The organism is Psychromonas hadalis ATCC BAA-638 (assembly GCF_000420245.1).
GTDB lineage: Bacteria > Pseudomonadota > Gammaproteobacteria > Enterobacterales > Psychromonadaceae > Psychromonas > Psychromonas hadalis.
The window spans coordinates 1-7,919 of sequence record NZ_ATUO01000158.1 but is presented as its reverse complement, the minus strand read 5'-3'; the positions used below and the strand labels follow the sequence as shown (position 1 = coordinate 7,919).

Here is a 7,919-nt window from a genome sequence, read left to right as displayed (position 1 = left end):
AAATTCCAGCGTTATCTCGAAGATGGCAGGTTAAGCATTGATAATAATCGAGCAGAGCGTGCAGTGAAGCCCTTTGTGATAGGTCGTAAGGCTTGGCTATTCTCGTACACCAATACAGGTGCGAACGCGAGTGCAATTTTATATAGTTTGGTTGAAACAGCAAAAGCGAATGATCTTATTGTTCATGATTATATCGCAACCTGCTTGCAGCAGATTGCTGAAAACCCGAATGATATTGATGCGTTGCTACCATGGAATATTAAGCGTAGCTAGGTGCCATTACCCAGACGCTTACGGTTAATCAATAATATTCGTAAAGTACAAACTCATTGCTAATACGGGAATATCAATACTGAGCATGCTCGCGATGCTGTTGCTATTGAATTTAATCTCGGAAGCATTACAAAAAGATATTACCCTGTCACAAAATATAGGCATCATTGAAGCGGACTTATTACAGCTTCGAGTACACGAAAAAACTTCCAGTCCTATAAAAAACGACAAAGTGTCGACCTATTTTTACAAACGATGAACAAACTAAATGTCTCTTTAAAAAATGTTGATAAACAGCTAAAGCCGATAGGTATCACACTCAATGACGTGAATGATCTTAATCGTGTATTAGCCGAATATCAGCAACACGTTAGCAACTTCGTTGAAACACAAAAACGGATTAGTTTACACTCTCAAGATGCACTTTATGGAAAACTCACGAAAGCGGTGTGTAATGCAGAGATTCGAGTGGGTCGACATGATTACCAAGTATTAAGTCTAATATTACAACTACGCCGTAATGAGAAAGATTTTTTGTTGTTATTAGATAAAAACAGACTCGAAAATTTCAACGTGATTTTACTGAGCTCGCAAAATACATCAATAAAAGTGACTTGCCTGAAGTACACAAAAATGCAATTTCTAGCTCATTGAAAGAATATAAAGAAATTTTTTTAGCATTCGCTGAGGAACAAAAAACATTAGGACTGAGTCCCAGTCACGGCTTACAAAAAGCGATGCAAGAGAGGGCCCAACAAGTAAAAACATTTCAAGCAAGTTTAGTCTCAAAAAACAATACTGCCGTTACTGAATATATAACCTCAATTAAACAGCTCACTGACGGGTTGTTCTCCATCGCTTTACTTATCTCTTTCACAACAGGTTGATTGGTCGCACGGAGTATTATGAATGGCATCTTGTATATTAAAAACTCTATTGTACAAATAGCAGAGAGTAACGATTTAACCATTGAAGTTTTCACTAAAAGTAAAAATGAACTTGCTGAAATGGCAAACGCATTTATTGGCACTCAATATGGCAATAGAAGTAGCCAGAGCGAGCGAACAGGGTTGTGGTTTTGCAGTGGTGACAGATGAAGTACGCACGTTAGCAAGCCGTACACAAACATCTACCAAAGAGATAGAAACAATTATTAGCTCACTATCAAGCACGCACCTCTCGAATTGATGATTGAGTGTCGCAATCAGAGTGAGCAGAGGCGGGCCGATTACTAGAAAAGATAAACAGTGATGTGGTGACCATTATGGATATGAATACCACTATTGTGGCGGCCATTGAAAAACAGAGTGCAGTCGCAAGCGAAGTAAACCGCCATGTAGTTTCAATTCGTGATATTACAGAAGTCACCAGTGAATCTGCATCACAAAACAGCGCGATGAGTGAAGAACTCTCTCGCCAATGAGGTATTTTAAATAAAGAGATTAGCCGATTTACAATTTAGGCATGATAAATGCAATCCTGTGCGGAATGCGTTACACAGTCAATAACCTGACTAAACGTAGGCTTTATCACAAAAAAAAATTAAATTTCATTATTTTCTGGCCGACTCAAAAATAGCGATATAAGCTGTTCATACAGTTCGCTGTTATTAAAATAAAAAAGGACTTGGGTACATTACATGCTAATAAAACATAAACTGGTCGCCAACACCGCCATCTCCATTGCTAGTATGCTCGCTATGCTGGTTCTACTTAATTTTTCTTCTTCTGCATTGAAAAAAGATATCTCACTAGCCCAGGATATCGGTGCCATTGAGTCTGGTATTTTACAGCTCAGACATTATGAGAAAAATTTTATCGCCCAGAAAAAACTTTCTGACGTTGATGATTTTAATGCACAAGATACCAAGTTAGAGAATCAACTAGCGACCATTAAAAAAAGCTTGGATGCGATGGGGACACCAACCAATGAAGTTTTAACACTCATTTCCGCATTAGGTGACTACCGTCAAAAATTTACCTCGTTAGTCGAGTCTCAGAAGCGTATTGGTCTAACAACACGAGATGGTTTATACGGTGCATTAACAAAATCAGTAAAACAAGTTGAGCGCTCAATTGGACAATCTGATTTTGAGATGCTCAGTTTAACCTTACAATTACGCCGTTATGAAAAAGATTTTTTAATGGATTTTGATCGCAAACACACCCGGAAATTTGAACGCATTTACAAAAAATTAGCAGCTGGCGTAGAGGGCAGTAGCCTCTCTATCGGCAAAAAAACAGCGGTCAATTATTCATTACCAAAATACAAAAAAGCATTTTTGGATCTCGCTAAAGAGCAAAAAATATTTGGTTATAATGCTCAAAGTGGTTTGCGTAAAGAGCTATTTGATAGCGCAACACGGGTTATTCAACAACAAAAATCATTAGTTTCTAAAACCGATCAAGCAATTGAAGGTTATATAAAATCAATCAGCAATGTAACCTACCTACTGTTTGCCATTGCATTAATACTTTCTATTGTTATGGGCGCGGTCGTAAGCCGTAGCATTATGAGTGGCATACTGTTTATTAAAAATTCAATTGTGAAAATTGCAGAAACCAACGACCTTACTATCGTCGTTTCCACAAAAAATAATGATGAACTAGCAGAGATGGCAAACGCATTTAATAGCATGATTGAAAATTTTCATAACCTCATTATTTCAGTGCAAGAGTCTGCCAGTAATGTGAGCCGTGCAACAGGCACTTTAACCGCCAATATTCATCAAGCGAATGAGGGTGTGCAAGCACAGATGCAAGAGACTGATATGGTGGCAACCGCTGTCACAGAGATGGTGGCGACCATTGAAGAGATTGCCAGCAATACCACCGATGCTGCAGACAAAGCCGACCAAACCAATCGGCACGCTGCGGTTGGTAGACAGGGGGTTGATGCCACTATTGAACAGATCGGTATACTCTCTGATAAATTAATCGAATCTGAAGAAGTGGTTAATCTCCTTGCGAAAGACAGCGAAACGATTGGTAGTGTGTTAGATGTTATTCGTGGTATTGCCGATCAAACTAACCTACTTGCACTTAATGCGGCCATTGAAGCGGCACGCGCCGGTGAACAGGGTCGTGGTTTTGCTGTGGTTGCCGATGAGGTTCGCACCCTTGCAAGTCGCACACAGGCATCCACCAAAGAGATTGAAAATATCATTAGCTCTTTACAAAGTCGCACTAAAAACATTGTCGAATTAATGACCGATTGTCGTAACGAGGGACAAGAAAGTGCAGAGCAAGCAAATAAAGCGGGAGAGATGTTAGAGCAAATTAACCATGATATTGTTGGTATTATGGACATGACCACCGCTATCGCGACCGCCATTCAGGAGCAAAGCGTGGTAGCCTCAGAAGTGAATCGTCATGTTGTTTCGATTCGTGATGTCGCAGAAAATTCAGGTGAAACATCTCAACAAAATGATGCAATGAGTCGTGAACTTGAAAACCAAGCGAACAAACTAATTGCAGAAGTGAGCAAATTCACAGTCTAAAGATAATACGATAAAAAAGCCTTAAGTTTTTACTTAAGGCTTTTTTTTGTTTAAATTAAAGCTTACCCCACTCTAATAACTTAAGGTCACTTATGTCACTGCCAACATTTATTAATTTATATAAAGATCTCATTGCCATCCCCTCCATCAGCTCCACAGACAAATCATGGGATCAAAGCAACTTAAAAGTGATCAATCAATTGGCCACATGGTTAGAAGAACTCGGTTTTAGTAATGAGATAACGGAAGTGCCAAATGTGCCAGGTAAATATAACTTAGTTTCCACCTATGGCAGTGGCGATGGTGGATTATTACTTGCTGGCCATACCGATACCGTCCCTTTTGATGAGGCTGGATGGGAAACTGACCCCTTTACCGTGGTTGAAAAAGATAACCGCTTATATGGATTAGGTACTATTGATATGAAAGGTTTTTTCGCTTTTGTTATTGAGGTTTTAAAAAGCACCGATCTTAGCAAACTCAACAAACCTCTGCGGATTTTAGCCACTGCTGACGAAGAGACAACCATGTCTGGCGCACAGGCAATTGCAGAGCAACAATCAATCAAACCCGATTACGCCATTATTGGAGAGCCTACAGGATTGGTGCCTGTGGTGATGCATAAAGGGCATATGTCGGAAGGCATTCGTATTACCGGCCACAGTGGTCATAGTTCTGATCCTGACAAAGGGTTAAATGCGATTGAGATAATGCACCTTGTGATTGGCGAACTTAAAAAGGTACAACAAATATTTAAAGATAAATACCATAACGAACATTTTGCAGTACCTTATCCAACACTCAACTTTGGTGCCATTAATGGTGGAGATAGCCCTAATCGTATTTGTGGCTGCTGTGACTTACATATCGATATGCGCCCCATTCCAGGCATTAGCACTAATGAGCTATTTATCACCGTCAAAGACTCCCTCAAGGAGATTGAAAAACGTTATCCAAACAGTGTTGATATTCGCCATTTACATGAGCCGATTCCCTCTTATCAATGCCCAGCGCATTCAGACCTGATCAAACAAGCCGAAATCTATACTGGCAACCAAGCTACCAGTGCAAATTACTGCACTGAAGCACCTTTTATTGAGCAACTTGGGTGCGATACCATCGTATTAGGGCCGGGTCATATTGCCCAAGCACATCAACCCAATGAGTATTTAGATCTGGCTTTTGTAATACCAACACAACAAGTTATCAATAAATTGATCCAACGCTATTGTGTAATTTAATTACATAAAAATACGCTTAAATAATAGACTAAACCGTGCGCTGTGATTGACTGTTACCGCTTTTGTGGTAGTTTATCCACCTTATTACAGATTAAACCTGTAATTTTATTACAGAATAGAGAGGTTTTATGACAGAGCAATATGCAAATTTACGTGGTAATGTAAATTTATTAGGACAGTTACTCGGTAAAAGTATCAGTGAACATTTAGGTACTGAGTTCCTTGATAAAATAGAATCCATTCGCCAACTTTCTAAAGCTTCTCGCGCAGGTAATAAACAAGATGGCGAGACACTAATTAGCGTACTGGCTAACCTCTCTGATGATGAATTAGTCCCTGTTGCACGTGCTTTTACACACTTTTTAAACCTTGCAAATATTGCAGAGCAGTTCCACGGCATCTCTCGCCATTGCGATAGTGGCGTTTGTGCACCTGATCCAATGAAGCAACTGATTGAAAAATTAAAAAATTCAGATATCTCTGAAGAAAAAATGCAAATAGCGATCAATGAACTTTCAATGGATATGGTGCTAACCGCACATCCTACTGAGATCACTCGCCGTACACTGATCCATAAACATACCGCCATTAATGACTGTTTAAGCCTGCTAGAAATTTCTGATATTAACGACAAAGAACGCGATCAGTTATTGAATCGCCTTGAGCAATTAATTACTCAAGCATGGCATACCAACGATATTCGTAAAAATCGCCCGACACCAGTAGACGAAGCTAAATGGGGCTTCGCAGTGATTGAAAATAGCCTTTGGGAAGCAGTACCACTTTATGTACGCGAATTAGATCAAAAACTACAAGATGGTTTAGGGTTATCACTACCAACAGATGCAACACCGATTAAATTTACCTCTTGGATGGGGGGAGACCGTGACGGAAATCCCTTTGTGACCGCGAAAGTAACCCAAGAAGTATTGTTAACCAGTCGCTGGATGGCGGTGAGCTTATATCTACAAGATATCAAACAGCTTACTGAAGAGTTATCAATGGATAACTGCGATGAACAACTGCGTGCTGTAGTGGGTGAGGTTGATGAGCCCTACCGTGCGATTTTACGCAAATTACGCGGTGAACTAAAAGAGACATTAACCGCACTAAGTGCCATCCTGCAAAATCAAAAAAGTGATGCACAAGATCTGATCACACGTACCGAGCAGTTAAAAGCCCCCCTTGAGCTTTGTCATCAGTCACTTAAAAATTGTGGTATGCACTCTATTGCAAATGGTCTGATTTTAGATATTCTCCGCCGTGTTGCCTGTTTTGGTGTGAACTTAGTAAAACTGGATATTCGTCAAGATGGCGAACGTCACGGTGATACCCTTTCTGAACTAACCCGTTATTTAGGCCTAGGCGATTACAACGCATGGAATGAAGCTGATAAACAAGCATTCCTACTACAAGAACTAAACAGTAAGCGCCCCCTTATTCCTGCAAATTGGAAACCATCTGCAGAAGTACAAGAGGTATTAGATACTTGTAAAGTGGTCGCACAAACAGATCCAGAAGCATTAGGTATCTATATCATCTCTATGGCACGTCAAGCCTCCGATGTTTTATCCGTACAACTGTTATTGAAAGAAGCAGGTTGTCCGTTCCGCATTCCTGTTGCACCGCTATTTGAAACATTAGACGACCTTAATAACGCCAAAGAAGTAATGCAGCGTCTATTTGCTGTTGATTGGTACCGTGGTTACATCAACGGCGTACAACACGTTATGATCGGTTACTCTGATTCTGCAAAAGATGCAGGTGTCATGGCGGCTAACTGGGGACAATATCAAGCACAAGAAGCGTTAGTTAAACTTAGTGAAGAGAACGATATTCAGCTGGTACTGTTCCACGGACGTGGCGGTACAATTGGTCGTGGTGGCGCACCTGCACATCAAGCACTACTTTCACAACCTCCCGGTTCATTAAAAGGTGGATTACGCGTGACGGAGCAAGGCGAGATGATCCGCTTTAAGTTTGGTTTACCTAAAGTTGCAGTGCAAAGTCTCAACCTTTATACCGCCGCTATTTTAGAAGCAAACCTACTACCGCCACCAGCACCGAAACAAGAGTGGCGTGACTTGATGGATCAGTTTGCAGAACAATCTTGTCAAGAGTACCGCCACTTCATTCATGATGAACCTGACTTCGTTCCCTATTTTCGCAGCGTAACACCTGAACTGGAACTCGGAAAATTAGCCCTTGGTAGTCGCCCAGCAAAACGCAAACCAAATGGCGGTATTGAAAGCCTACGTGCCATTCCGTGGATCTTTGCGTGGAGCCAAAACCGCTTAATGTTACCTGCATGGTTAGGCGCAGGTACATCACTCAAAACCTTGCTCGATGAAGGTAAAAAAGAACTATTACAAGAGATGTATTGTAACTGGCCTTTCTTCCATACTCGTTTAGAGATGTTTGAAATGGTATTCTTAAAAGCCGATGAAGAACTCACCAAATTCTATGAAGAGCGTTTAGTACCAAAAGAGCTATGGCCTCTTGGTCAACGTTTACGTGATAATTTAAAACTGACCCGTGAAATGGTATTAGAGACGATTCCTGATCATAAACTGATGCAAGAACAACCTTGGATCAAAGAGTCTATCTCATTGCGTAACCCCTATGTTGATCCACTCAACATGTTACAAGCGGAACTGCTTTCTCGTTCACGTAAAAATGGCGATGAGATCTGTCCTGTTATCGACCAAGCATTGATGGTCACTATTGCAGGTATTGCTGCCGGCCTACGTAATACAGGTTAAGCACACTAATTAGAATCGGCTTCAAAATTACTTGCGTTTTTGTTTTCAAAATAACCCGTCATTTTAGGGTTTTTGAAAACAATTTAGCGCAAGTTATTTATGTAATACCAATTACATTAAGTATGTGATCTAAATTTTCCGCAG

General features: G+C 40.5%; 7 protein-coding genes and 1 pseudogene. All 8 read left to right on the top strand.

From position 1 onward, the window contains the following. Positions 1–273 (top strand): IS66 family transposase (locus tag G322_RS21045; RefSeq protein WP_022942418.1); only part of this gene is annotated, 273 nt, incomplete at its 5' end. A gap of 255 nt (positions 274–528) precedes the next feature. Next, positions 529–927, top strand: coding sequence for a hypothetical protein (locus tag G322_RS0115520; RefSeq protein ID WP_022942654.1), 399 nt, complete (start codon positions 529–531; stop codon positions 925–927). Beyond that, on the top strand, positions 924–1,160 hold the full coding sequence (locus tag G322_RS0115515) for a hypothetical protein (protein WP_022942653.1): 237 nt from the start codon (positions 924–926) through the stop codon (positions 1,158–1,160). Before G322_RS0115520 ends, G322_RS0115515 begins: the two co-directional genes overlap by 4 nt. A gap of 18 nt (positions 1,161–1,178) precedes the next feature. Further along, entirely contained in the window at positions 1,179–1,370 is a 192-nt protein-coding gene (locus G322_RS24595; RefSeq protein ID WP_022942652.1) for a hypothetical protein, read from the top strand. Continuing rightward, positions 1,285–1,696, top strand: a pseudogene (locus tag G322_RS24885) (methyl-accepting chemotaxis protein); the annotation flags it as partial. The gene G322_RS24595 and the pseudogene G322_RS24885, both read left to right, overlap by 86 nt. Before the next feature lie 216 nt (positions 1,697–1,912). Then, entirely contained in the window at positions 1,913–3,772 is a 1,860-nt protein-coding gene (locus tag G322_RS0115500; RefSeq protein WP_022942650.1) for a methyl-accepting chemotaxis protein, read from the top strand. A 92-nt stretch (positions 3,773–3,864) separates the two neighbouring features. Further along, complete coding sequence (gene argE, locus G322_RS0115495; RefSeq protein WP_022942649.1) at positions 3,865–5,013, top strand: acetylornithine deacetylase; 1,149 nt, start codon at positions 3,865–3,867, stop codon at positions 5,011–5,013. Between the two features lie 128 nt (positions 5,014–5,141). Further along, a complete protein-coding gene (gene ppc / locus G322_RS0115490; protein ID WP_022942648.1) occupies positions 5,142–7,775 on the top strand; it encodes a phosphoenolpyruvate carboxylase in 2,634 nt (877 codons plus the stop codon). Positions 7,776–7,919: the final 144 nt, after the last annotated feature.